24 protein-coding genes are annotated in these 22,032 nt (G+C 57.5%); 16 read left to right on the top strand and 8 right to left on the bottom strand.

From position 1 onward, the window contains the following. The first annotated feature begins 272 nt into the window (after nt 1-272). The 4 genes from HY298_03325 (at nt 273) to HY298_03340 (ending at nt 2,505) form a co-directional block, all read left to right on the top strand. Entirely contained in the window at nt 273-947 is a 675-nt protein-coding gene (locus HY298_03325) for a lipid-binding SYLF domain-containing protein (GenBank protein MBI3849313.1), read from the top strand. Between the two features lie 234 nt (nt 948-1,181). After that, a complete protein-coding gene (locus HY298_03330) occupies nt 1,182-1,520 on the top strand; it encodes a hypothetical protein (GenBank protein ID MBI3849314.1) in 339 nt (112 codons plus the stop codon). A gap of 92 nt (nt 1,521-1,612) precedes the next feature. Then, a complete protein-coding gene (locus HY298_03335; GenBank protein ID MBI3849315.1) occupies nt 1,613-1,891 on the top strand; it encodes a hypothetical protein in 279 nt (92 codons plus the stop codon). A 2-nt stretch (nt 1,892-1,893) separates the two neighbouring features. Next, nucleotides 1,894-2,505, top strand: a complete 612-nt coding sequence (locus tag HY298_03340) for a YceI family protein (protein ID MBI3849316.1) — start codon at nt 1,894-1,896, stop codon at nt 2,503-2,505. Between the two features lie 230 nt (nt 2,506-2,735). Here HY298_03340 and HY298_03345 read toward each other — a convergent pair whose 3' ends face one another. The 3 genes from HY298_03345 to HY298_03355 all read right to left on the bottom strand — a co-directional run bounded on the left by HY298_03345 (nt 2,736) and on the right by HY298_03355 (nt 6,837). After that, on the bottom strand, nt 2,736-4,013 hold the full coding sequence (locus HY298_03345; GenBank protein ID MBI3849317.1) for a hypothetical protein: 1,278 nt from the start codon (nt 4,011-4,013) through the stop codon (nt 2,736-2,738). A gap of 92 nt (nt 4,014-4,105) precedes the next feature. Beyond that, a complete protein-coding gene (locus HY298_03350; GenBank protein MBI3849318.1) occupies nt 4,106-5,026 on the bottom strand; it encodes a 2-oxoacid:ferredoxin oxidoreductase subunit beta in 921 nt (306 codons plus the stop codon). Nucleotides 5,027-5,031: 5 nt separating this feature from the next. Next, the gene (locus HY298_03355) at nt 5,032-6,837 is read right to left on the bottom strand and encodes a 2-oxoacid:acceptor oxidoreductase subunit alpha (GenBank protein ID MBI3849319.1); all 1,806 of its coding nucleotides are present in this window, start codon (nt 6,835-6,837) and stop codon (nt 5,032-5,034) included. Between the two features lie 233 nt (nt 6,838-7,070). On the opposite strand from HY298_03355, the gene HY298_03360 reads away from it, so the two are divergent. The 3 genes from HY298_03360 (at nt 7,071) to HY298_03370 (ending at nt 10,367) form a co-directional block, all read left to right on the top strand. Then, complete coding sequence (locus tag HY298_03360; protein MBI3849320.1) at nt 7,071-7,715, top strand: hypothetical protein; 645 nt, start codon at nt 7,071-7,073, stop codon at nt 7,713-7,715. 91 nt (nt 7,716-7,806) lie between these two features. Next, a complete protein-coding gene (locus HY298_03365; GenBank protein MBI3849321.1) occupies nt 7,807-9,381 on the top strand; it encodes a hypothetical protein in 1,575 nt (524 codons plus the stop codon). Nucleotides 9,382-9,434: 53 nt separating this feature from the next. Further along, a complete protein-coding gene (locus HY298_03370) occupies nt 9,435-10,367 on the top strand; it encodes an efflux RND transporter periplasmic adaptor subunit (GenBank protein ID MBI3849322.1) in 933 nt (310 codons plus the stop codon). 304 nt (nt 10,368-10,671) lie between these two features. On the opposite strand, the gene HY298_03375 is transcribed toward HY298_03370, so the two are convergent. After that, nucleotides 10,672-11,430, bottom strand: coding sequence for an SDR family oxidoreductase (locus HY298_03375; GenBank protein MBI3849323.1), 759 nt, complete (start codon nt 11,428-11,430; stop codon nt 10,672-10,674). Between the two features lie 127 nt (nt 11,431-11,557). Between HY298_03375 and HY298_03380 the strand changes: the two genes are divergently transcribed. After that, nucleotides 11,558-12,235, top strand: coding sequence for a hypothetical protein (locus tag HY298_03380; GenBank protein ID MBI3849324.1), 678 nt, complete (start codon nt 11,558-11,560; stop codon nt 12,233-12,235). Nucleotides 12,236-12,506: 271 nt separating this feature from the next. On the opposite strand, the gene HY298_03385 is transcribed toward HY298_03380, so the two are convergent. From HY298_03385 to HY298_03400, 4 genes are read right to left on the bottom strand one after another with little or no spacing between them, the layout of a single operon-like run. Further along, a complete protein-coding gene (locus HY298_03385) occupies nt 12,507-12,773 on the bottom strand; it encodes a YtxH domain-containing protein (GenBank protein ID MBI3849325.1) in 267 nt (88 codons plus the stop codon). Further along, the gene (locus HY298_03390; GenBank protein MBI3849326.1) at nt 12,760-13,224 is read right to left on the bottom strand and encodes a DUF948 domain-containing protein; all 465 of its coding nucleotides are present in this window, start codon (nt 13,222-13,224) and stop codon (nt 12,760-12,762) included. Before HY298_03390 ends, HY298_03385 begins: the two co-directional genes overlap by 14 nt. Further along, on the bottom strand, nt 13,224-13,445 hold the full coding sequence (locus tag HY298_03395; GenBank protein MBI3849327.1) for a DUF3185 domain-containing protein: 222 nt from the start codon (nt 13,443-13,445) through the stop codon (nt 13,224-13,226). Before HY298_03395 ends, HY298_03390 begins: the two co-directional genes overlap by 1 nt. Nucleotides 13,446-13,495: 50 nt before the next feature. Continuing rightward, nucleotides 13,496-13,645 (bottom strand): lmo0937 family membrane protein, encoded by a 150-nt coding sequence (locus HY298_03400; GenBank protein ID MBI3849328.1) that lies wholly within the window; start codon nt 13,643-13,645, stop codon nt 13,496-13,498. 506 nt (nt 13,646-14,151) lie between these two features. Here HY298_03400 and HY298_03405 point away from each other — a divergent pair. From HY298_03405 to HY298_03440, 8 genes are all read left to right on the top strand, one after another. Continuing rightward, nucleotides 14,152-14,322, top strand: a complete 171-nt coding sequence (locus HY298_03405) for a hypothetical protein (protein ID MBI3849329.1) — start codon at nt 14,152-14,154, stop codon at nt 14,320-14,322. A 19-nt stretch (nt 14,323-14,341) separates the two neighbouring features. Then, on the top strand, nt 14,342-14,545 hold the full coding sequence (locus tag HY298_03410) for a hypothetical protein (protein ID MBI3849330.1): 204 nt from the start codon (nt 14,342-14,344) through the stop codon (nt 14,543-14,545). Between the two features lie 3 nt (nt 14,546-14,548). Then, nucleotides 14,549-14,959, top strand: a complete 411-nt coding sequence (locus HY298_03415; protein ID MBI3849331.1) for a CBS domain-containing protein — start codon at nt 14,549-14,551, stop codon at nt 14,957-14,959. Between the two features lie 61 nt (nt 14,960-15,020). Continuing rightward, the gene (locus HY298_03420; protein ID MBI3849332.1) at nt 15,021-17,915 is read left to right on the top strand and encodes a 2-oxoglutarate dehydrogenase E1 component; all 2,895 of its coding nucleotides are present in this window, start codon (nt 15,021-15,023) and stop codon (nt 17,913-17,915) included. Between the two features lie 2 nt (nt 17,916-17,917). After that, on the top strand, nt 17,918-19,210 hold the full coding sequence (gene odhB, locus HY298_03425; GenBank protein MBI3849333.1) for a 2-oxoglutarate dehydrogenase complex dihydrolipoyllysine-residue succinyltransferase: 1,293 nt from the start codon (nt 17,918-17,920) through the stop codon (nt 19,208-19,210). Between the two features lie 72 nt (nt 19,211-19,282). Then, nucleotides 19,283-19,753: a rubrerythrin gene (locus HY298_03430; protein ID MBI3849334.1), complete on the top strand. Its 471-nt coding sequence runs from the start codon at nt 19,283-19,285 to the stop codon at nt 19,751-19,753. A 201-nt stretch (nt 19,754-19,954) separates the two neighbouring features. Then, nucleotides 19,955-21,244 carry a GAF domain-containing sensor histidine kinase gene (locus HY298_03435; protein MBI3849335.1) on the top strand — a complete coding sequence of 430 codons (1,290 nt, stop codon included), beginning with the start codon at nt 19,955-19,957 and terminating at the stop codon, nt 21,242-21,244. Further along, complete coding sequence (locus HY298_03440; protein MBI3849336.1) at nt 21,208-22,017, top strand: response regulator transcription factor; 810 nt, start codon at nt 21,208-21,210, stop codon at nt 22,015-22,017. Before HY298_03435 ends, HY298_03440 begins: the two co-directional genes overlap by 37 nt. The last annotated feature ends 15 nt before the right edge of the window (nt 22,018-22,032 follow it).

A 22,032-nucleotide genomic window follows, 5' to 3' on the forward strand; every position in this document is an offset into this window, starting at 1 on the left:
GACAGGAACAACCTAAAGGTTGAACTCCAGCAGAAACGGCCGGCGCGGCGTTGGAGTTCACGCTTTAGCGTGTCCGATGGGCCAAAGGGAATCTGGTGGATGGCCTGGCATTTTTTCCGCAGACACAACGCGCAGGGGACCGGTCATCGGCGGCTTTCGCAGTTGTGTGATTACCGGTTGTGCCTGTTTCGCGACGGCAGGAGATTGGGTTCCCTTTTTTAGCCGGACGAATTATTTGCGCAATTCATGGCGAAAGGCGATATTTCCCGCGTATGAAAGCAATCATCGTTAGTTTGACAATGCTGGGCTTCGCCGCGTCGGCTTTGGCGCTCGACAAGGTGGAGCTGGACTATCGAATCAACAAGCTGACGGCCAAATTCGTGGCGTTGCAGCAAAAGCCGGACAAGCGCATCCCGGCCGAAACGCTGCGCAAGGCGCGAGGCATCGTCCTGATGGAGAGGACCAAGGCCGGCTTCCTATTCGCCTACCAGGGCGGCAATGGCGTGGCGCTGGTCAAAGACGCACAGTCCGAACAGTGGAGTCCTGCGGCATTCGTGAGGGCGAGCGAAGCCAGTCTGGGATTTCAAATTGGCGGCCAACAGTCGTTTGTCGTGATTCTCCTGATGAACAACACCGCCAAGGACATGCTGACCGATCTGAACTATAAGTTCGGTGGCGAAGCGAGCGGAACCGCCGGTCAGGACAGTGCTGGGGCTGAAGGTGTCGTCTCCTCGATCGAGGCGCCCGTGCTCGTCTATAGCGACCGCAAAGGGCTGTACGGCGGCGCCGCCATCAAGGGCGACACTCTCGCGCCCGACACGGACGCCAACGTCGCGTATTACGAGCAGGCAGTGACCATGAAGGAAATCCTGTTCGAGAACAAAGTGAAGCCGACCGAGGCCACATCCGAACTGATCAAAAAAATCACGGAATACTTTGGGCAGTAAGTCAACTGCGGTTCAATAATCAACTAACTTTCAGGCCGTCCACTCCGGACGGCCTGATTTGTTAGGCTAGGGTCATGCGGTGTTGCCCGCAGTGGCGAGCAAACCTCCGCGCGCCCAAGACGCGATAGGCGGGTGTTGCCGCTGCTGTGGACTTTGAAGGAAATAGACCATCTTGCGTCTTGATATAACGGTGATTTTGGCTCAACTTTAGTCCATCAGGCCACCTCGTTCGTTATGACAGCAACGGGAAAGCAATCGTGGGAGAAGGTTCGAGCAAAAGGACGCACTCGTTTTATTATGCAGAGCATGGTTCGCTGGGGGATTCCGTTCGGAATGGTCACGACTTTTGGCCCCATTCTCTTTGACATTCTCTATGACATTGCCAAGCACGGGGCCGAGACACCGCTTGTTCTTCCTTGGTGGTACAACCTTGTAACTGCCTTCGTGATTTCAATTCTGAGTTTCGGTTATTTGTTCGGCCAGGGGAATTGGAGCAAAAATGAGAGCGCTTATCTGAAACTTACGGAAGACGAGCACTCAACCTCTCCTAACACCGCGACGCCAACAGTTTAGTTTCAAACTGGCCAACTACTTTTTTTTGACTTGGGTTGACGTACGCGAAATCCTGTGGGAAGTGAAATCACCATCTCCAACTCGGAGAACAAATGAACCGGAAAATTTTGCGCGTCCTTGCATTGGCGTTGCTCGTGGGCGCCGTGGGCGTATGGTTGGCCACCGGGGCGAGTCGCGGCTGGACCAAGACGAGTGTGCCGATCGACAAGACCGACGAGGTCACCGGCATCACTAATCCCGAATACCAGAAGCGCTTCGTCGCGGGCGTGGATTTTCTCGGGACGGCGCTGCTGGGAGCCGGAGTCCTGATGGCTGCTTCGTTTCTGTTCCGTAATAAACCAACTCAAACCTCTAATCAAAAAATCGATTAATCATGAAACACGAACTGAACTGCCTGCTTGCTTTCGCTTGCTTTCACACCGTCGCGCTGGCTGCGCCGCAAACCTTCGACTTCAAAGATCCGAAGGGCGTCAATAACGCCGTCTTCAAGCTGGATGCGCCGCTGGAGGCCGTGAATGGCAGCGCCAACGGTATTTCCGGCACCGTCACCTTTGATCCCGCCAACCCGTCGGCCACTAAAGGAAAAATCACCGTTGCCAGCGTTTCGCTGCACGTTGGCAATCCCATGCAACAAACGCATCTGCACAGTGACAAATGGCTGGACGTGGCCAAGCATCCTGAGATCACGTTTGAAACAACAGAATTGAAGAATGCCAAGACCGCTGGCGATACGACGACCGCCGATGTGACCGGCACGTTTACGCTCAAGGGCATTTCAAAAGTGATCACCGTGCCGGTCAAGATGACTTACCTTAAGGACAAGCTCGGCCAGCGCGTGCCCAGGATGAACGGCGACCTGCTCGTCATCCGCGCCAGCTTCAACATCAAGCGCAGCGACTTCGGCATCAATCCGGGTCAATTCGAGGAGAAGGTTTCGGATGTGATTGAACTCACTCTGAGCATCGCTGGCGCGTCACCTCGGTGAGGCGCAGGCAGCCACCAATGCACCACTGCCGTTTAACGCAAACTCCGAAACAGAACAGGGAGCGCGCCCGCCTCGGGCGCTGTTTTCCGCGCCTTCGCGGAAAACGCTTGGCGCACGGAATTTTCCAACACCTCGATAAGCGATCACGCATCGCAGGCCGGACGCGAGGGCGCGTCCAGCGACGCCCGCGGCGGGCGTGATCCCCCAACTTCGGAGTTTAAGGATTCGCGTTAGTTCGTATCGCTCACGTTGTCGGTGATCGTGACCTGGCCTTTGCTGCGGTTGGCAATTCGAGGTTTGCCTTTGAAAAGATTTCCGCTGATGGCCGCGCGCTGGACAGCTTCGGCCAGTTCGATTTGCGGTTTGTCTTCCTGGAATTCACAACCGCGCACGATCACACTGCCACTGTCCACGCGCAACGCGGACCGGCCTTCCTTCTTCCGGTCCCATTGCACAAACGTACAATCGCCAAAACCAACCGCGCCTTTGCCGGCCAGCCGCGCGATCTGGTTGCACGGTCCCCAGAACGCGCAGTTCACGAAGCGCACGCTGCCGGAATTGGACGTTTTGACCTCGACCATCGTCGGATCAGGGCCGTGAAAGGAGACGAACTCGCCGTTGGAGATGAGGAGCGCCATGCGGGCCGATTCCTCCACCACCACCGCCGTGAAGCAATCGTCCGCGCCGATGCCGAGGAAGTTGCCGTTGCAGACGCCGGTTTTCGTCTTGATGAATTTGTAACCAATGTTGTAGCCGAAACAAAAGGTGTTGAAGACGTACTGCCAGTCCGAGCGACCGAACACGAACGCTTCGCCGTTCTGTTGCTGCCACTCGAAAAGTTTCGGCGACATGCTCCACCAGGGATTGAAGTGGACGTTCTCAATGCGCCCGATGTCGTAGATCGCATCCACAAAAATGCCGCGACGCAACGGCTGGCCTTGCACATCGCGGATGAGGTGACGTTCGTTCTGGCTGGCGTCGATGCCGTTGTAGGGATTCAATAACTCGACCTGCAACACGGCGGGGTTCTTGCCGCGCATCGCAATCGTCCACGGGTAGGGTTTGGGAACGTCGGTCGGATTCTGGTTCGGATAAAACAGCACGACACCTTTGAGTGTGCTGTTGTTGTTCAAGGTGATGAACGGGCTGCCGGTTACGTTGCCCGCATTTTCCGTCACCAGGAACGTGGTGCCGTCGTCCGTGGGTTTCGGCAGACCCGCGTCGCGCACACCGGAGTGCGCGGGCACCGATTGCCAGATGCCTTCCAGCGTAACCGCATTCGGCACGTTGAGGTGGCCGGCGAAGAAGTAATTGCCGCGCGGCGCGTGAACAATGCCGCCGCCGGCTTTGGTGGCCGCGTCGAGCGCGCGTTGGAACGCTGCTGTGTCGTCGGTCGTGCCGTCACCTTTGGCGCCGAAGTCACGGACCGAAAGGGCATCCGATGCAACGACAGCGTTCGACAGTAAAGAACCGAGAAGGGCGAGAAGAATGCGGGTTGAGTTGGTCATGATTACCAGACGCTCCGGCAAATCGCGCAATTCAACAAGGAATGGAGGACTGACGTTTGCACGCGCCAGGCGCAACAACCGCCTCTGCTCGTTTACAGCAATTCCTTGATGAGGGCGTTGGCCTGCTCATCGGTTATGCCGAGTTGGCGGAAGGCGAGCGGGCCACCATCGTCCAACACTGGCTCGAGTTCTTCCAGCGACGGGAGGTCAGTGCGTTTCCAAAGCAACCCGATGGGAATTTCTTCGCCCCACATGTATCCCTTGTCGATTGCTTTGTGGAAATCGGTCGGGTCGTGGCCCTGGTCTTCCAGAATTTTGACGCGCGGGTTGAACCATTGATAGGTATTGTCCTTGTTGTAGGTCACGCACGGGCTGAAGACATCCACGAGCGAAAAGCCCTTGTGCATGATCGCGCCTTTGAGCAATTCGACAAGATGCTTTTGTTTTCCGCTGAAGCCGCGCGCGACATAAGTTGCGCCGCCGACAATCGCCATCGGCAGCGGATTGATGGGGTTCTCGACGTTTCCATGCGGAGTGCTCTTGGTTTTCATCCCCTTGACGCTGGTGGGCGAACATTGGCCGGTGGTGAGGCCGTAAATCTGGTTGTCCATCACGATGTAGGTCAGGTCGATGTTGCGGCGCATGGTGTGGACGAAATGGTTGCCGCCGATGCCGTAGCCGTCGCCATCGCCGCCCGTGCAGATGACTTTGAGTTCGTGATTGGCGAGTTTGGCGCCGGTGGCCACGGCGAGCGAACGGCCATGGAGCGTGTGCATGCCGTAGGTGTTGATGAAGCCGGGCAGGTTGGAGGAACAACCGATGCCGCTGATGACGAGGACCTGGTGCGGCTTGAGTCCCAGTTCAAACAGCGCGGTCTGGAGCGCCGTGAGAACGGAGAAATCGCCGCAACCGGGACACCAGTCCGGATGGATTTTTCCCTTGTAGCTGTCCTTGATCAGTTGGGCGGCTGATGTAACGACTGGCGCTGGGGCAGTTTCAATGGCGGTACTCATATTTTTTATACGTAGATTTCGTGGGTGGGGACGGAGAGCTGGGTTTTTCCTGCAAGTTGTTCTTTCACGGAGTTGACGATGTGATGCGGCATGAACGGTTCGCCGTCGTATTTGCGAATGTGACCATGCGCGGCAATGCCGGTTTCGGAGCGAAGGTAGCGGGCGAACTGGCCGGAGTAATTGTTTTCAATAATGATGACTTTCTTGCTGCGCGAAAGGACGCGGGTGATTTCGTCCGTGTGGAAAGGCACAATCCATTTGATGTGCAGTTGATTGGCCACGATGCCTTCCTCGGCGGCAAGTTTTTCGACCGCTTCGCGAATGGTGCCCTCGGTCGAACCCCAACCGACCAATGTGACGGCGGCGTTTTCCGGGCCGACCAGTTTGGGGGGGGCAATCTGGGTCACCACTGTTTCCATTTTACGCGCCCGTTTCTCAACCATCAGGCGGCGCTTGGCGGGGTTGGTGAACTCATCGCTGATCAGCGTGCCGTCCTCGTCGTGTTCGTCCGTGGCGGCGATGTGGATGTGCCCCGGCGTGCCCGGCACCGCGCGTGGCGAAATGCCGCTCTTGGTCAGTTTGTAGCGCAGATAGGCCATGTCGTTGTAGCCGCCGAAAGGATTGTCGGAATTGCCGTTGCCATTCGGGAAAATAATTTCGCCGCGATCAATCTCGGCTCTGAAATTCAGATCCGCCGGATCAACACTGGCCGTGCCTTCGGAGATCAGGAGGTCGGCGAGCACGAGGCCGGGGCATTGGTATCGGTCGCAAAGGTTGAACAGTTCGGGAATGGTCTTGAACAAATCCTTCTGGTCAGTCGGCGCCACGATGATGCGCGGGTAATCGCCCTGACCCGCGCCAAGAATCTGCCACAGGTCGCCCTGCTCGGTTTTGGTCGGCACACCCGTGGCTGGTCCGGCGCGTTGAACATCGACACAGACGACCGGTGTTTCAATCATCCCGGCCATGCCGATGGCTTCCGTCATGAGCGCGAAGCCCCCGCCGGACGTGGCGCACATGGCGCGGCAACCGGCGTGCGCCGCGCCGATAACCATATTCATGACGCCAATTTCATCTTCGACCTGACGGACCATGATGCCCAACTGGCGCGCGTGACTGGCCATATACATCAACACACCCGTGGAAGGACTCATCGGATACGCGGCGTAAAATTTCACTCCCGCCGCAATGCCGCCCAACGCCGTGGCCTGATTGCCGGTGAGGACCGCCAGACCCTTGTCGAGATTCGGTGCTTTGAACGGGAACGATTTGAAATTCGCAGCGGCGTAATCATACCCGGCGCGCGCGAACCCGACGTTCTCGGCGACGACCGCGTCGCCTTTGCGTTTGAAGATGCGCGTCAACGCGTCCTGGAGTCCTTCGAACTCCACGCCGAGCATTTGCAGCGTGGCGGCAATCGCCACGGTGTTCGCGGCCAGCTTGTTGCCCGCCGTCAGTTGCTTGATCGGCAGCGGACAAACTTGCACGCCGTCGGCGGCGTCGCCCGGTTTGATTTTTTCATTGTCAAACAGCACGCAGGCGCCGGACTTCAACAGCTTGAGATGCCGGTTCATCGTGTCCTGATTAAGCGGAATCAATATATCAATCTTGTCACCCATGTTGCGCACGGGGCCATCGCTGACGCGGATGGTCAGAAATGTGTGCCCGCCGCGGATGATGGATTGGTAGGCGTTGTAGGCATTGAGGTTGAGGCCGCGCCGCGCGAAGATGCGCGCGAGAATGTCTCCCGGAGTGGCGATACCCTGACCGGCTTCACCGCCGATCCCGATTGCAAAATCAACTTTGGCCATGGTCTTTTCTGTTCGGTTGTTAACTGGCTTGAGTCCTTCAGCGGGCCGCGGGTAGAACGGCCGCGCCGGACAACTAGACTTCAATTGAAATTAACAATCTCATTTCTCACGCGCAAGGATTTTATCCTTTCGTTTGAACTTTTACTTCTCGCGCTCGCCAACCAGTCAAGGCAACGTAACAGGCGACAGGTTGGATGCTCGAAGTTTGGCGGAAGACTTGCTGGTTATCAAACATGTTGAAGCAAACAAACATTGCGGCGGCGGAAGCGGCGGAGTGGCTTGGTGATCTGCATCCGCTGATGGAACAACTCGGCTCGCTGGAGGGCCTGGTCACGCTCGGTGCCGCGTCCGCGACATTGCACGTCCCGTCGGTGGACAGCCCCGTCGCCTTGCGCCGTTTCCTTCAACATTATCAAGCGCAGGTTCTCGTGCCCATCGAACTGGCGTCCCTGCATCACGCTTATGAGCATGCCTGCCGGAACGAACTCAGCGAACTGATTGAGTTGGATCAACGGCTGACGCGCGAACCGATCTTGCGGGAGTTTGCGGCCGCGAGTCGGCGCATCGGGCAATATCAGCTTCAGCGGCTTCGCCCGTTGCGCGACCAACGGTTCGTTCAGCGTTACTTGCAAGCGGTGGAGCAGGGTGAAGCCCACGGCTGGCACAACCTGGTTTATGGCGTCACGCTGGTGCTGTATTCGTTGCCGTTGCGCCAGGGTCTGATGGGCTACGCACGGCAAACGCTGCGCGGTTTCATCCACAGTTCTGCGCGACTGCTGCGGCTATCGGAAGGCGACTGCCAGTCATTGCTGGACGACCATTGCGCTGGTTTGCCCGCCGCAGTGGAGGGTTTATTGACGCCGCGCGCCGCGGCTTGATCGACTTCTTCGTCCCGAGAACCCCCGTCCCGGCCGGAAATATTTCTGGCTATTGTTTTCCCGCTTCTTCAGTAATGAAACGCCTTCATCCATGAACAGCTACTTTAATTTCGGCGACTGGTCGGTCATTCTCATCTATCTGCTGGGCATCATTGGACTCGGCTTCTGGTTTGGGAAGGACCAGAAGAACACGCGCGATTATTTTCTCGGCAGCAAAAACATCCCATGGTGGGGCATCGGACTGTCCATCGTGGCCGCCGAGACGAGCGCACTCACCATCATCGGCGTTCCCGCGATGGCCTACGGCACGGACATGGCCTTCATTCAGATGATCATTGGCTACGTGATTGCCCGGATCATTCTGGCGATCGTCATGGTGCCGCACTATCTGAAAGGCGAAATCTATTCGCCCTACCAATTGTTCGCGAATACGTTCGGTCCTTCCGCGCGCCAGACTGCCGGCGGCTTTTTTCTCATCAGCGAAACGCTGGCCGCGGGGGTGCGCGTTTACGTCGCCTCGATTCCGGTGAAACTGATGCTGGGCGACAAACTTCTCGGCTTCGGCACCGGCGATCCGATCCTCGGCGCGATCTTGTTGTTCGTTGTTTTGTCGCTGCTCTACACCTACGTCGGCGGCGTCAAAGCAGTCATCTGGACCGATGCCGTGCAGTTCGGTTTGTTCCTGGTCGGTGGACTTTACGCGCTTTATTACATCCCGACATTGGTGGACGGCGGACTCAGTAAAGTCATAAGCGTAGCCGCCGAAGGCGGTAAACTTCACTGGCTTAATTTTGCTCCACCGCCGGGGACCTCGTTTCCAAAATTCTTGCTGGGCGCGCCCTTCAATATCTGGATGGGCGTCATCGGCGGCACCGTAATGGTGATGTCCTCGCACGGCGCGGAACAATTGATCGTGCAGCGCGTGCTGGCCTGCCAAACCGTGGCCGACGGAAGAAAAGCGCTGGCTTTGAGCGCCGTTGTGATCTTCCCGCTCTTCTTTATTTTTCTCATGGTGGGCGCGATGCTCTGGGTTTTTTACCAAACCCATCCCTTTCAGATTCCGCTGCCGGAACCGCGCCCCGGTTCCGGCATCAAAGCGAATGACTTCACCTTCCCGATTTTCATGATGACGGAAGTGCCGCACATCCTCAAAGGGTTTCTGATTGTCGCGATTCTGTCGGCGGCGATGTCGTCGGTGAGTTCCGCGCTCACCTCGCTGGCCTCGGTTTCCACCATGGATTTCGTCAAACATTTTTCCGGGAAGCAGCGCAGCGAGGATTTCTTTCTGCGGTTCAGCAAATACTCGACCGTTTTTTGGGCCGCGGCGCTGATTCTCGTCGCGTATCTGAGCCGGGAAGTGAAGTTCGTGCTGAACGCGGCGTTTTCGTTGCGTGGCTTGACGAGCGGTGCACTGCTCGGCGGCTTGTTGCTCGCAGTCTTTTGGAAGAAAGGACGCGCCACCGCCATCGTGGCCGGCATGCTGGCGTCGCTGACTGTGATGACGGCCATCCAATTCCTGCCACAGTTGGAATGGAGCAAAGACTTCTGGATGAGATGGGTCGGAGTGGAAATCTTTTGGCCCTGGTTCACGTTGATTGGAACAACCGTGACATTGCTGACTGCCTGGATGGTCCGGTCGCTGGTTCGCAAATACCACGGGCTTTGAACCTGGGTTGCGATGTTGAATCGCCGTGGTTCTGTGGTTAAGCTTTTGTCCACGTGGACAAGAAACCTTTATTTCAAGTCGGGGCGCTGACACTCGCCCTCCTCGCAACTTCTTGCAACAAGGGTTCAAACCCCATCTCCGTCTCCGGCACCATTGAAACGGACGAAGTCCACGTCGCGTCGCGCTATGGCGGTCGCGTAGAGAAAACTTTGGCACAGGAAGGCGACAGCTTGAGCGGCGGTCAGGTAATCGTGGAACTCGACGCGGCGGAACTTCACGCGCAACACGACCGCATCGCCGCACAACTCGACGAAGCGGTGGCCGGTCCGCGCAAGGAAGAGATCGCCGCAGCCAAGGCGGATTGGGAAGCGCAGATCGCGCAACTGGACTTCGCCCGCGCCGACGCGAAACGTGCGCAGGAATTGTTCGCCCAGAAAACCATCTCCGCGTCCGAACGCGATCTGGCAGTTTCGAAAGCCACTGCGCTGGAAAAAACCGTCGCGTCCGCCAGGAGCCATTACGATTTGCTGCTGGCCGGCACGCGGCCGGAACAAATCGCGCAGGCACGCGCGCAACTGGCTGAATTGGACACGCAGCTACGCGAGATGAAGATTTACGCGCCGACGAATTGCGTGTTGGAGGTTCTCAGCGTGAAGGTGGGCGACGTGCTTGCGCCGAATCAACAAGTCGCCACGCTGCTCTTGACCAATCACATCTGGGTGCGCGTGTTCGTGCCCGAGCCGTGGCTGGGACATATCACGCTCGGCGACCTGGTGAAGGTGCGCGTGGATGCGTTTGCCGGAAAAGATTTCAGCGGAAGCATCGAGCAAATCCAGCGCAGCGCCGAGTTCACGCCGCGCAACGTGCAAACCGTGGGCGAACGTGTGAAGCAGGTCTTCGGCGTGAAAGTGAAGCTCGTCAATGCCGAAGGCCAACTCCGCGCCGGCATGGCGGCGGATGTGTCTTTTTCGAACGTGCCGAAGTGAATCTTTGACCACGAAGGGACACGGATCTAAATGGTTGTTTGGCTCGCCCTCACCCTTACCCTCTCCCCCGGGGAGAGGGAATAGCAGTCGCGCGACTCTGAATTTTCGGCAGTCTGTTTGCCTGTCGCCGCCGGCCGGTGGTGCGAAGCGGGAGACGGACGAATTGCGTGACGACATATCGGCGCAACAAGTTGGCTAGCGATTCTCCCTCTCCTTGGGGGAGAGGCAGGCGAACCGTTGGAAATGTCGTTTGATGGCGGCTTGCCTTGAACTCCTGTTCCTCCGTGTCCATCGGCCGTCCAACTCACTGCGCCGTCCACCCACCATCAATCAGGAAGTCCGTGCCGGTGACGAAACCCGCGTCCTCGGAACAAAGGTAAACGGCGAGTTGACCGACTTCTTCGACTTTACCCCAGCGGCCCAGCGGAATCCTGGAGAGGAACTGCTGATTCAGTTCAGGGTTTTGCATCAGTTGCGTGTTCATTTCGGTGGCGAACGGGCCGGGACTGATCCCGTTGACGGTGATTTTCTCCGGGGCCAGTTCGAGCGCCAGCGCGCGGGTGAAGCCGAGCAGCCCCGTCTTGCTCGCGCAATACGCCGTGCGCCCGGCAATCGAAACATGGCTCATGATTGACGTCAGGTTGATGATGCGACCGTAGCCCTGTCCCTTCATCTGCGGAACGAACGCCCGGCACATCAGGAACACGCCGGTGAGGTTGGTGTCCATCACCTGCCGCCATTCCGCCAGGGTAAAATCCGTGACGGACTTGCGGATGTTGATGCCGGCGTTGTTGATGAGGATTTGCAACCGCCCCAATTGCTCAGCGACAGCTTTTTCCAGCAACGCGATCTGGGCCTCGTCCGTGACGTCCGTTTGAAAGACGACAGCCTCCGCGCCAAGTTTGCGCACAGCGGCGGCGGTTTCATTCAGTTGATCGAGGTTGCGCGCAACCAAGGCAAGGCGCGCGCCAGCTTCGGCGAGGGCGAGCGCCATGGCCTTGCCGAGTCCTTTGCTCGCGCCGGTGATCAACGCGATCTTGCCCTGGAGTTTTTTATTGTTCATGCGCGTAAGTCATAGCATTCAAATGTCATAAGGCAAAGCGGTCAGTGCGTGACCTGGTGACGAAAACTCCGTCTGCCACATTAGCGTTTGCGTGTGATGGAATGAACGGCAATCCTTGACCGAAACCATGACTGCGGAGAAAAAGTCCATCCGCTGGAAATTGAAGGCGCGCGAAACGCGGATGCTGCTCTATTTGCTCGTGGTGCTCGGTGTGGTGGGCTGGAAATTCATTCCGCGACCGTGGCATCCTACAATCACGTTCGAAGGCACGCATCACACAATTTATTCAAGCGCGACACGGCAACAAACCGAGGACACCGCCCACGCCATGGAACTGCTTTACAAAGCGTACTCGAATCGTTTCCAAACCTTGAAGGATATTCAAAGCGACCATCCGAAGCTCAAAGTCAACTTGTTCAAGGACCGTGCGGAGTTTCGGCGAATCAATCCTGGACTGGGCTGGGCGGAAGCCTACTATCGCGAATCGTATTGCCGCGCCTACTTTTCCTCCGGCGAGATCAACCCCTACCACTGGATGCTGCACGAGTCCGTTCATCAACTTACTCATGAAGTGGCGCATTTGAAGTTGGCAAAGTGGCTGGAGGAACGGCTAGTCCGGCGCCGGCCTGCCCGAACCACAATTCGGACGGATCAAATTGACGTCCGCCGCCGCCGTAAACGTAAGGCGCGAGGTGTATTGATTCGAAGGGAAATCGGCCGATCAACTTGCCCGAGGCATTGTCCAGAAAGCGATGCTCCGTATTTTCCGTGTAAGCATCAGCCCCGATGCCGAAATAACGGGTGAAAAAGTGATTCATGCCCAAACCCGCCCCTAATCGTCCGTCGTCCACCACTCGGCGACCGGAAATGTGGTTGATCGTTTCCTGGCCTATCGACACCGAGCCAAACAAGTCGAGTGATGTTTCGTCGGCGCGAAAGATGGAGTCGTTCCTCACATTGGATTGCGCCGTTGCCGCAGTGACTGTCGTGCAAATAGCGACAGTCATCCAGAGTTTCATAAGTTTCATGGCTGACCCTTTCTCCTTGTTTTACCTAATTTGAATTCGCAGCTTTCTTCATGTTTGCCGTTGTTCGCGCATGGCCTCTTTGCCCGCTTCGATGGCCGCTGTGATTTGCGCTCTCTTGCCGAGGAACGTTTCCTTCGCCTGATCCAGAGCGTCACCGGCTTTGTTTTTCAGCTCACGCGTCCGCTGGGCCAACAGGTCGCGTGTCTCCTTCCCCGATCGGGGCGCATAGAGCAGCGCCATCCCGGCGCCCATGAGCGCACCGACTGCAAACGCGGTCAAAAAACCGCGCACTTGAGATGAATTATTGTCTGACATGGTTTTCCCTTTCCTTTGTTTGGTTATGTGTCTGGTTGTGATGATTCCAATGAAACAGAGTTTGCAGAAACGTGGTCGCTCCTAGCCGAAGCAGATTCATGTTGCGGGCGAACGAAAAGACCGGCGGCTCAATCGCTGAGCCAACTTCCTCCACGATCCGGTCTGCTCGCATCGCCCATTGTTGCGCGGTATGCACTATCTGGCCCATCTCATCCATCTGCCGGTTGGCTCCCCGACAGAGGTCGTTCAGGCTGCGGACCAATTCACGGCCATCCTGCACGAGAAACTGCGTGTTCGATTTGAGTTCCTCGATGATTCGCAACACTTGTTCCGAATTGCGTCGTGTCCGAAACTCAATGGGAATGAGACAGGCCGCCAGCACAATGACCGACACTGACGCGCAAAACAGGGCAACTTGTAATGCAACCGAAATTTCCATTGTCTCCTTCATCAGCTTCTTTGATTTCGTGCGACCAGCAATACGATGCCGCCAACCATCGACACCACTCCGACGATGGGCGGCAGCGGCAGGGTTCTTGTTTTATCATGCGTCACCTGGATGGGGCCGAGATCAACCGCCTTCTCCCGGGTTTTGATGCTGATGCCTTGATATGCGAAAGCGACAATTCCCAGAGCAATCAGTGCAACTCCGATTAGTGTGTTTGGTTTCATCCGGTTGGTTCTGTGCGCGTTGCCGATTACTTGATTTCAGGCACCGCTGTTTACAAAGGCTTCCTCCCTTGAATGATCCTCACCAGAATCATGACGAGGGCGATCACCAGCAGAATGTGAATAAAAGCCCCCATCGTGTAGCCGGTCACCAACCCCAGCAGCCACAGAATTATTAGTATCATCGCGATCGTCCATAACATAGGATTCCCTTTCGTTAGTCTCTGTTTTTGTCGTTACGTCTCCGAACCAGCTAAGGTCCCACCACCCAAATGCCCCCGCGCAATACGTGTCCGCAGCCGGGGGCCGTGCACATGGCCTGCAGAGTACCAATACCCTGATCCATAATAGTGATTGCAACGGCCCGAACACACGTGACCCGTCTCGATCCTGACGCGTGCTCCCGTACGAAGATAGCCATGTTCATGAACCACGCAGCCGCAGAACAACGCGGACATCGCCAGAACTCCTGTCAGCATGATTAATTGCAGTGATTTCATTGAACTTTCCCTCCAGTTCTTTCGTTGTCCCAAGTTTAGCCCGCAGTTTGCCAGGGAACAATTGGCACCAAGGCTGATCGTCTCTTGGGCGTGCGTCCGACCCACCCCCGGCGCTTGTCCGAGGGCGCAACCGGCGACGGCGCCAATTGAACTCCTCGCGGCCGCATTTAAGATTTAATCAAAACAGAACAGAGACGAGGTGATGAGACATGCCAGTCAAACAACATGTGCGCGGGGTAAGCACGAAGGAGCAACGGATGTTTGAGCACATCTTGGAAAGCTCCCGACGATCGGGTCGCTACGGCAAACGCGCCAAGGAGGTGGCCGCCCGCACCGTCTTGAAACACCATAAACTCAAGCATCACCGCAGAGGACAATGACAGTCTGGAAAGGAGCATTATGATGAATCGGAATCCAACAAACCATGCGCTGCGCATCCCGGTGCAGTGGTTCACTTCACGCCTGCACCTTATTCCGGTGAAGAAGCCGCCAGTCCCGTCACGCGTCATCGACGATTCGTTGTCGGGCGCGGAACGCCCGTATTTTGCAGCCATTCGGGTAAACCGGCGCGAACTAATCCTAACCGACGAACTCGTTATGTGAAGTATGCGAACCAGAGAACGGCAGGGCACCGGTAGAAAATTGCGCAAGCAACTAAGGGAGGTCATGCATCGGCAGGTGACCGCGGTCGGGGTGGACACTCCGTTGGGTGAGGCGGCGCGGCGCATGAGGGCGTTGAACGTGACGCGGTTGCCGGTCTGCGACGGTCCGAAACTCGTCGGCGTGATCACCGCTCGCGATCTCACCATGCGCGCCACTGCCGAAGGCCTTGATCCGCAAACCAGCACTGTGCGCGAAGTGATGACCCGCCGGGTCCTGTGTGTCGAGGAAGACGAAGACCTCCGGCAGGCCGTCGCCATTATGCAACAGTACAATCTTTTTCATTTGCCCGTTGTGAACCGGCAGCAGGACCTCGTCGGAATGGTTTACTTCAGTGACCTGGATCGCCGTCAATGAGCGACCTGAACCGACTCGGGGGCAGGTGAGTCCGGACTACCGGCTATAATCATTCGGGCGTATGAGTGAATTGAGAAACAAAACCGGGATTCAAAGTCTCGCTTACATTGAGCAGTTTTACGCAGACTACCGGCGCGATCCGAGTTTGGTGCCGGCGGAATGGCGCGAATATTTCGCTGCGGCTGGCGATGGCGATGCTGACGGCACAGTGCAACTTGGCCCTTCATTCAAACCGCGCAGCGTGTTCAACCCAACTTCATCCGCCTCGACCGGGCGGGCTCAGTTTCGAGCCGACCCGCGTGCGGCAAATGTGAGCGATCGGCTGGATCAGCTTGTTCGCAACCATCGCGTGCGCGGTCACATCATTGCCGCCGTGGACCCGTTGGGAATGACGCGCCCGTGTCCGCCGGAACTGGAGCTGGATTTTTACGGCTTCTCCCAAAGCGAACTCGAACTGCTCACGAATTCCCCGACGCTCCATTACGACACGCCCCTCACCATTCGCGAGATTTTTCAGCGGTTGCGCGATACTTACTGCCGTTCCATCGGCGCGCAGTTCATGCATATTGACGATTTGACCGTGCGGCAATGGCTTCAACAGCGCATGGAAAGCTCCCAAAATCGTCTGGAACTTTCCCGCGATGAGCAACTCCGCATCCTCACGCGCCTCACGGACGCGGTGGTCTTCGAGAAATTTCTGCGCAAAAAATTTCTCGGCGCGAAAACCTTTTCACTCGAAGGCTGCGAAACACTCCTCCCGTTACTCGACCTCGCCATTGAAAAAGCCGGTCATCAAAGCGTGCGGAATATCGTCGTCGGCATGGGGCATCGTGGTCGTTTGAACATCCTCGCCCATATTATCGGCAAAGACCCCCGCGAAATTTTCCGGGAGTTTGCGGACGCTGAACCGGAACTTTGGGAAGGACGCGGGGACGTGAAACATCACCTCGGCCACAGCGGTGATTGGATGGCGACCGATGGCCGAAAAATCCATCTCTCCCTATGCTTTAACCTAAGCCATGTTGAGTTTATTGAGCCAGTAGTGCCCGGTCGCGTGCGCGCGCAACAGGATCGACTGGGTGACCGCGACCGCCGCCAGGTGATGGGCCTCCTGATTCACGGCGACGCGGCGTTTGCCGGCGAGGGAGTGGTCCAGGAAACGCTCAACCTCAGCAAACTTTCCGGCTACTCGGTGGGCGGCGTGCTTCACATCATCGTCAATAATCAAATCGGCTTCACCACGCCGCCGAGCGAAGGACGTTCGACCACCTACGCCACCGATGTGGCGCGCATTTTGCAAGTGCCCATCTTCCATGTGAACGGTGAAGATCCGGAGGCTGTCGCACAAGTCGTGCGTCTCGCGATGGATTTCCGCGCGGAGTTTCAGACCGATGTCTTCATTGACCTGTATGGCTACCGGCGATGGGGACACAACGAGACCGACGAACCTTCCTTCACGCAACCGCTCCTTTACCGCGCCATCAATGAGCGACCGAACGTCCGCGAAGGTTATCTTAAACATCTGCTCGAACTCAAAAGTGTCTCGCGCGAGGAAGCGGATGAAATCATGACCGCGCGCCACGCGAAACTGGAAGCGCAGTTGAAAGCCGCTCACGACGACCAACGCCCGCCCGCACCGGAACAGCGCAATGTCTGGCGCGATTACACGGGCGGCCCTGAACCTGAGGACGAACCCGATACTGGCGTGGAAATCGACCACCTCGCCACGCTACTCCACAAACTCACCGACCTGCCTGCCGGATTTCACGTCCATCCCAAACTGGAGCGGGGATTGAAAACCCGCCGCGAGATGGCCAACGGCAAACACCCGCTCGACTGGTCTGCCGCTGAAGCTCTCGCTCTCGCCACGCTCGCGACGGAAGGCGTGCCCATTCGCCTCACCGGACAGGACACCGCACGCGGCACATTCAGCCAGCGCCACGCAATTCTCCACGACCAGCAGGACGGTCATCCGTTCGTGCCACTGCAACACCTCGCGTCCGAACAGTCGCCTGTGGAAATTCACAACAGCCCGCTTTGCGAAACCGGCGCGCTCGGCTTTGAGTATGGTTACAGTCTCGATTGCCCGGACGGGTTGGTGCTCTGGGAGGCGCAGTTCGGCGACTTCGTGAACGCCGCGCAGGTCATCCTGGATCAATTCATCTCCAGCGCTGAAGACAAGTGGCGTCGGCTGTCGGGATTGGTTTTGCTTCTGCCCCACGGATTCGAAGGCATGGGACCGGAACATTCGAGCGCGCGGCTGGAGCGGTTTCTCACGCTCGCAGCGGAGGACAACATCCAAATCGTCCAGCCCACCACGCCCGCGCAGTATTTTCACGTGCTCCGACGACAGGCGCTCCGCAAATGGCGCAAGCCTCTCGTGGTCTTAACACCGAAAAGTCTGCTGCGTCATCCGAAAGTGGCGTCAACCATTGAGGACTGTGCGCAGGGCCGTTTCCGGCGCGTGCTGCCGGACGATTCCAAGCCGCGTGATGTGAAGCGTGTCCTGCTTTGCACCGGCAAAGTGTTTTATGAGCTGACGAGCTACCGTGAAGAAAAAAAGCGCAACGACGTGGCCATCATCCGCCTGGAACAACTTTATCCGTTGCGCGCCGGACTGTTGGAGGAGGCGCTGAAGCCTTACGCGGACAACACGCCAACACTTTGGATTCAGGAAGAACCCGCGAACATGGGCGCATGGCGCTATCTGCACGAACGGTTCGGCAAAAAACTTTTCGACCGTCTTCCGTTCGCCCCCAGCAGCCGTTTTGAATCTGCCAGCCCGGCGACCGGCTCTGCTCATGCCCATAAGTTGGAGCAGGCGCAACTCATTGCCCGGGCGTTTGGCGACCCTGAACCCAATGCCGATGATGTGTTCCTCGCCGAAAAGCCCAAGGCAAAACCAGAAAAGGAAGACCAGGAGCAATCCCAAGCTTTCAAGCCAAAGGAGACTTGACCATGCCAAACGAACTGAAAATCCCAGAGGTCGGCGAATCCATCACTGAAGTCCAAATCAGTGAATGGCTGAAGTCCGAAGGCGACATTGTGAAGCAGGACGAGGGCGTGGCGGTCATTGATTCCGAGAAGACGACTTTCGAGTTGCCCGCGCCGATGGGTGGCAGGCTCACAAAGATTTTGCATAAGGCGGGAGCCACAGTCAGGGTCGGCGAGGTTATCGCGCACATTGAATCGGACGGCGAAACGGCCAAAGCGGAGCCTGCCGAAGCGAAAACCGATGTCGAGTCCAAGCCGGAATCAAAACGTCCTGACGAATCCAAGTCTGAAGCCACGACGGAGAAAGCCGCCGAGAAAACCAGTCCAGCCGAGAAACCTGCCAAGGAACGCGAGCCTGACCGCGAAAAACCCAAAGAGGAAAAAGGCGAACGGGCTGAAGTGAAAAAAGAAGAACCAAAAGACCGCGACGAAAAAGAGACCGCGCCGGAAGAAGCTCAACCGGAAAATCGCCAGCCGGCTCGCAAAACAGAAACAAAAGTCCCGGAGGCCAAACCTCCAACTTCGGCGCAGCCTGCGTCCGCGAAGCCTTCCGCCGACCGCGAAGAGGAGGTCGTGCCCATGACCATGTTGCGCCGCACCGTTGCGCGCCGTCTGGTCGAAGCGCAGCAAACGATGGCGATGTTGACGACGTTCAACGAAGTGGATATGTCCGCCGTGCAGGCGTTGCGCAAGGAGCATCAGGAGGCATTTGAAAAACGTTACCAGGCGAAGTTGGGCCTGATGTCGTTTTTCGTGAAAGCGGCGATTGATGGATTGAAACAATTCCCGCAACTCAACGCCGAGATTCGCGAAAACGATATTGTTTATCATAATTACTTCGACATTGGCGTGGCCATTGCCACCGAACGCGGACTCGTCGTGCCGGTGTTGCGAAACGCCGAGCGTTTGAGTTTCGCGGAGCTGGAGAAAGCCATCGGCGATTTTGCCCAGCGCGCGAAGGATGGCAAATTGAAACCCGACGAACTGGAAGGCGGCACATTCACCATCACCAACGGCGGCGTGTTCGGCTCGTTGCTTTCCACGCCCATCATCAATCCGCCGCAGTCGGGAATTCTCGGCATGCACACGATTCAGGAACGGCCCGTTGCCGTGGACGGACAAGTGGTCATTCGTCCGATGACGTATCTGGCGCTGACTTACGACCACCGCATCGTGGACGGTCGCGAAGCAGTTTTGTTCCTTCGCCGCGTGAAAGAGATCGTCGAAACACCGGCGCGGATGTTGATGGAGATTTGACATTTCGAGCATCGGCGGAAACTTTAGAATGATGAGGTGGTTCATTCGCCTCACACAACAAGAAGGAAGTTTATGAAAAACAAAACGAACGGTAAGAACAACGCGGACATCATCCGCGAATTGCGTCTCGCTTATGGCATGGAAGTGGAAACCGTGCAAAACTACATCGCCAACTCGGTTCATCTGGATGGCGTGCGCTCCGAAGTCGTCAAAAAAGAACTGGCCGCGGATGTGCCGGTTGAAGTGGGCCACGCGCAGCTATTGGCGCATCGCATCAAGACCCTCGGCGGCCGGGTGCCCGGCTCGCTCGAACTCACCCGCACGCAAACCTACCTCCAACCGCCCAAAGATCCGACCAACGTCGTCGCGGTCATCAAAGGCGTCATCACCGCCGAGCAGACCGCCATCACCCATTACAACACGCTCATCAAGTTGTGTGAAAAGCGGGACTACGTCACCCAAGAACTGGTCATTCAAATCCTCGGCAGCGAAGAGGACCATCACCGCGAATTCGTCGGCTTTCTGAAGGAATACAAACGGTAGAATCAGGACAATAAGCAACGCATACCCGCGCTCGGTCAGGCAACTCTGCTGTCCTTTTCCGATCACCTGTTGTAAGCCAGCAAGAGCACGCGGTGGCCATTGTTCACTTCAACGACCCGGACCGCGGTCGGCAAGCAGCCTGAAAAACTGATTGGAAACTGGTTGACGGTAGCCAAAGTTTGGGTGTAACTCGTGGCAACCATGATCGGAGGGATTAACCGAAGTTACGGCGAAGTGTTGCGGGCGAACAGCGCCGACGGGGAACCGCGACTTCCTTTTCTTTCCCTTCCAGCCAAAGTCAAACGCGCGGTTGGCATATTTCGTGAGGTTGGTGAGTCGAAGTCCAGACACGAAGTGCTCGCCCGCGCGCAACACGCCGTCACCCGGGCGCTGGCCGACTCTTCAACCGTGGCGGAGGCGAGTCCCAAGATTTTCCGGGCGCTGTGCGAAACGCTCGGTTGCGACTGGGGCGAACTCTGGCGAGTGGACACATCAGAGAATCTGCTGCGCTGCGCACAAATCTGGCACCCCGGAGCGCCGGCCTGGATCGAAGGCGGGGTGGCGCGGCACGCGGCCTTTGCGCGCGGCGAAGGAATCGCCGGCACCGTGTGGGCGCGCAACAAACCGCTCTGGATCACCGATGTCACCAGGCGACCCGGCTATCAACGCGCGACGGTCGCCCGGCATGGACTACGCACGGTGTTCGCCTTACCAATTCGGCTGAATCAGGAAGTGCTCGGGGTCATCGCCATGTTCAGCCGTCAGGTGTTGCCACCAGACAAACATCTGTTGCGCGTGCTCCGGGATATTTGCAGCCAGATTGGTCAGGTGATGGGACGGCGACGGGCGGAGCGGCAGTTGCTGGAGGTGAGCGAGCGTGAGCAGCAGCGCATCGGCCAAGACTTGCACGATGGCCTATGCCAGCGACTGACTGGCATCGCTTACATGGCAAGCGATCTACAAAGCCGGCTGGCGAAAGGATCAGTCCCCGAAATGGCCATCGCCGCGCGCATCGCCGAGCTGTCTCGGGAGACGAGCGTCCAGGCGCGCCAGATCGCGCGCGGATTGAACCCCGTGAAGGTGGGCAGCGTGGGCTTGATCGCCGCGTTGAATGAGCTGGCGGCCACCATCCGCTCGATGTTCTCCATTGCCTGCCGGTTTGAATGTCAGCATCGCGTCTTTGTGCGCGATCATGAAACGGCGGTTCACCTTTATCGCATCGCGCAAGAAGCCATCCACAACGCCATCACCCACGGCAAGGCCTCTGAGATTGTTGTGTCGCTCGGCCGCGCGCCCGAAGGGATCGTGCTGAGCGTCAAAGATAATGGCCGCGGACTTTCCAGGGTCACGAACGGTGGTGACGGCATGGGCTTTGAAAACATGAGCTACCGCGCGCGGGCCATCGGCGCGCAACTGCAGTTCGCGCCGCGCGATCGTGGCGGCACGATTATGAAATGCGCAGTCTTGAAACAGGAGGAGAGTCACCAGTGAAACACGCTCGCGGCAAGCCGGCAGACGCGGCCAACGACAAGCATCGGGTCTTGTTGGTGGACGATCATCCCATCCTTTGCGAGGGGCTGGCGCAAAAGATCAATGGCGAACCGGACTTGATGGTCTGCGGGCAGGCGCGCGACGCTCACGCTGCGTTGGAAGCCATCGAGAAGTTGCGACCGGACATTGCGGTGGTGGACATCGCGTTGGGAGATACGAGCGGCATCGAGTTGATCAAAGACATCAAGGTGCGCTTTCCGAAACTGCCGGCGCTGGTGTTGTCCATGCACGATGAGGCGTTGTATGCCGAACGCAGTTTGCACGCGGGCGCCAAGGGTTACGTGATGAAGCAGGAGGAAGCCGACGTGTTGTTGCGCGCGATCCGTCAGGTGTTGGGCGGCCAGGTTTATCTGAGCGAGAAGGTCAAGGACGCCATCGTGAATCGTCTCGGCGGCAACCCGCCCGAAGGCGAGATCACGACCATCGCCCAGCAGTTGAGCGACCGCGAGCTGCAGGTGTTCCAATTGATTGGCGATGGTTTTGCCACGCATGAAATCGCCGATCGCCTTCACCTCAGCGCGAAAACTGTTGCCTCCCATCGGGAGAACATAAAGAAGAAGTTAAATCTCAAATCCATCGAAGAGCTGTCCCGCTTCGCGATCCACTGGCAACGCCATCGCGAGTCCGGCGCCGGCGAACCTGCGGAAAGATTGGCACCAACCAAAGCACTGAAGGCGGCGCCCATTGTGAAATCGGGTGCGAAATTGCGTTGATGCTTAACGCAAAAG

Source organism: Verrucomicrobiota bacterium (assembly GCA_016200005.1).
Lineage (GTDB): Bacteria > Verrucomicrobiota > Verrucomicrobiia > Limisphaerales > PALSA-1396 > PALSA-1396.